The organism is Paenibacillus medicaginis, from assembly GCF_042138635.1.
GTDB lineage: Bacteria > Bacillota > Bacilli > Paenibacillales > Paenibacillaceae > Paenibacillus > Paenibacillus medicaginis.
Genome location: NZ_JBHIRY010000097.1, coordinates 1 through 458, shown reverse-complemented (window position 1 = coordinate 458; position 458 = coordinate 1). Strand labels below are relative to the sequence as shown.

1 rRNA gene is annotated in these 458 nt (G+C 55.9%); it reads left to right on the top strand.

From position 1 onward, the window contains the following. A 23S ribosomal RNA gene (locus ACE5LO_RS27805) occupies nucleotides 1-458 on the top strand; the annotation flags it as partial.

Here is a 458-nt window from a genome sequence, read left to right as displayed (position 1 = left end):
TTGAAAGGGTACACCCTCCGAGACGGATCCCGAGTAGTGCGGGGCACGTGAAACCCCGTATGAATCCGGCAGGACCATCTGCCAAGGCTAAATACTCTCTGGCGACCGATAGTGAAGCAGTACCGTGAGGGAAAGGTGAAAAGCACCCCGGAAGGGGAGTGAAATAGAACCTGAAACCGTGTGCTTACAAGAAGTCAGAGCCCTATCTATGGGTGATGGCGTGCCTTTTGTAGAATGAACCGGCGAGTTACGCTCCCGTGCAAGGTTAAGGTGAGAAGCCGCAGCCGCAGCGAAAGCGAGTCTGAATAGGGCGAATAAGTACGTGGGCGTAGACCCGAAACCGGGTGATCTACCCCTGTCCAGGGTGAAGGTGCGGTAACACGCACTGGAGGCCCGAACCCACGCACGTTGAAAAGTGCGGGGATGAGGTGGGGGTAGCGGAGAAATTCCAATCGAAC